Source organism: Sphingopyxis sp. (genome assembly GCF_036402335.1).
Lineage (GTDB): Bacteria > Pseudomonadota > Alphaproteobacteria > Sphingomonadales > Sphingomonadaceae > Sphingopyxis.
In genome coordinates this window covers 1-2,181 of sequence record NZ_DASWTD010000519.1, presented here as the reverse complement: position 1 = coordinate 2,181, position 2,181 = coordinate 1, and the positions used below count along the sequence as shown (strand labels likewise).

Genomic DNA, 2,181 nt, shown 5'->3' with positions numbered 1-2,181 from the left:
TCGAAGGGCCGGGTACGGCACTCATCATCGAACCCGAATATCAGCCGCCGGCCGATGTGACACTCGCGGGGATGGCACGATATATCTACATCGTCATCCATCGGAATGCCCTGAAGACGCTCTTCGCGGGCGGCGAGCATGAACTGCCGGTCGATGTCCAGGATTTCCTCAACGGCGACCTGCGGCAGACAGCCGGCCGCGCGCTGCCATTGTCAGCCGCGATGTTCCGGTGCCTCGACGACGTACATGGCTGCCCGCTCGAGGGGCACAAGCGGCGATTGTTCCTGCACTCGAAGGCAATCGAGATCATCTGCCAGATGTTCGAGGCTTTCGACCACAGCGAAGGCTTCACCTCTCCCGAGACGACGCGGCTGACGGCGCGTGGCGTATTGAAGGCGCAGCAGGTGCTGGCCGATGACCTGGCCTCGCCGCCTTCGCTCGAGGTGCTGGCGCGCCGCGTCGGGCTTAGTCGCAGCGCCCTGTGCAGCGGGTTCCGGCAGATACTCGGCCAGTCCGTGTTCGACTATGTCCATGGCCTGCGGATGCAGCAGGCGCTGGAACTCCTCAACGAGCGGGACGCCTCGATCACGCAGATTGCCTATGCAGTCGGCTACAATCGCGCATCGAGCTTCACGGTCGCGGTTCAGAGGCACTTCGGCGCCACTCCGAGCGAGCTTCGCCGGCGCAGCGCTTTGCCGCGAAGCTGAACGGCCGCCCATGCTTCCTTGAGCATTTCGCCGAAGTGGGCACAACGGCACGGCTCGGCGTTCGCCCATTTGGCGGCATGCGAAATCTTTTTGGCGAGGGGCGAAAGACGGGCCTGAAATCGATGGCTAGTCTGACCGCCATTTCATCAAAAGGTGTTTCATGACTGATCCAATCGCCGAGACAGCGCCGTCACCGGCTTCCACCACGCCCGTCCGACTGCCCGTTGAGCGCGCCAATTGCGAACAATGGGACATGACCTCCGAGTCCACCGGACGCACATATCGGATTTATGTGGCCAAGCCCGAGTGGGCGGGCGATCCGCCGCCGGAAGGCTTCCCCGTTATATATCTGAATGACGCCGATTTCATCTTCCACACATTTGCCGACACGCTCCTGATGCAGGCGGTGGGCCTGGAACTGAAGCCCGCCTATCTGGTGGGAATCGGGTATGGCAAGGATTGGGCCTATGCGTCGCGTGCGCGTTGCGCCGACCTGCTGCCGACCCAGCCCGACGCGGCTACGCTCGCGGGGCTTGAAGCGTCGCCGATCACCCAGGGCGCAATTTATGGCGATGCGGAGAATTTTCACCGGTTCATGATCGAGGAATTGCGGCCGCTTATCGACGCCACTTACGCGACCGATCGCCGCAACAACATCCTGTGGGGCGATTCCTTCGGCGGACTGTTTGCCCTGCACGTCCTGTTCAATCATCCCGCCGCCTATCAGACCTATCTCGTCGGCAGTCCGTCGATCAACTGGAGCGGCGGCGCGATCCTCGACGACGAGATCAAGCTCGCGGCGCCGGTTGCGGCGGGCGAAGTCGCACCGCGCGTCTTGTTCACCTTGGGGGAGCTTGAGGAAAAGCTGGCCGAACATGTGCCCGTCCATCCGGGCGTGACGCGCGAACAGATGCAGGAAATGCTCACATCGTTCGCGATGGTCACCAATGCGCTGGCATTGGCCGACCGCCTGCGCGCGCTAGAAGCCCCGGCTCCGTGCGAAGTCGAGGCCATCGTCTTCGAAAACGAAACGCATCTGAGCGTATTCCCTGCGGCCATCAGCCGCGGCTTGCGCTTCGCGCTGCGTCTCTAGTCATCGCGAGCAATCGGGACCGCGGGCAGGTATGCCGCGCGCCGGCCGACCACATCGACTTGCCTGAAGTCCGGACAGCGATGGCAGCATCGCTGCAGGAGGGGAAATCAAGATAATGCAATCGCGGGCATCACTCGCATCCTGGTATGCGCTTCTCGTCCTCTCGGTGGCTACGCTCTACGCGGTCATCGACCGGCAGGTCATCATCCTGCTCTCGCAGCAGTTGAAGGCGGATTTGCATCTCAGCGACACGCAAATCGGGAGCCTGCAGGGCTTCGGTGCGGTATTATTCGCCAGTATCGCCGCCTTTCCGCTCGGTTGGCTCGCCGACCGCATGGATCGTCGCGTCCTCCTGTCGCTGTGCGTCATTGTCTGGTCGAT

General features: G+C 62.5%; 3 protein-coding genes. All 3 read left to right on the top strand.

Features of this window, described 5'->3' with window-relative positions; translation table 11 throughout:
• Positions 1-707, top strand: a 707-nt coding sequence (locus tag VGD20_RS16880; protein ID WP_331135545.1) for an AraC family transcriptional regulator, incomplete at its 5' end; no start/stop codon positions are given.
• A gap of 160 nt (positions 708-867) precedes the next feature.
• Positions 868-1,800 carry an alpha/beta hydrolase gene (locus tag VGD20_RS16875; protein WP_331135544.1) on the top strand — a complete coding sequence of 311 codons (933 nt, stop codon included), beginning with the start codon at positions 868-870 and terminating at the stop codon, positions 1,798-1,800.
• 115 nt (positions 1,801-1,915) lie between these two features.
• The coding region (locus VGD20_RS16870; RefSeq protein WP_331135543.1) for an MFS transporter at positions 1,916-2,181 on the top strand (266 nt) is incomplete at its 3' end.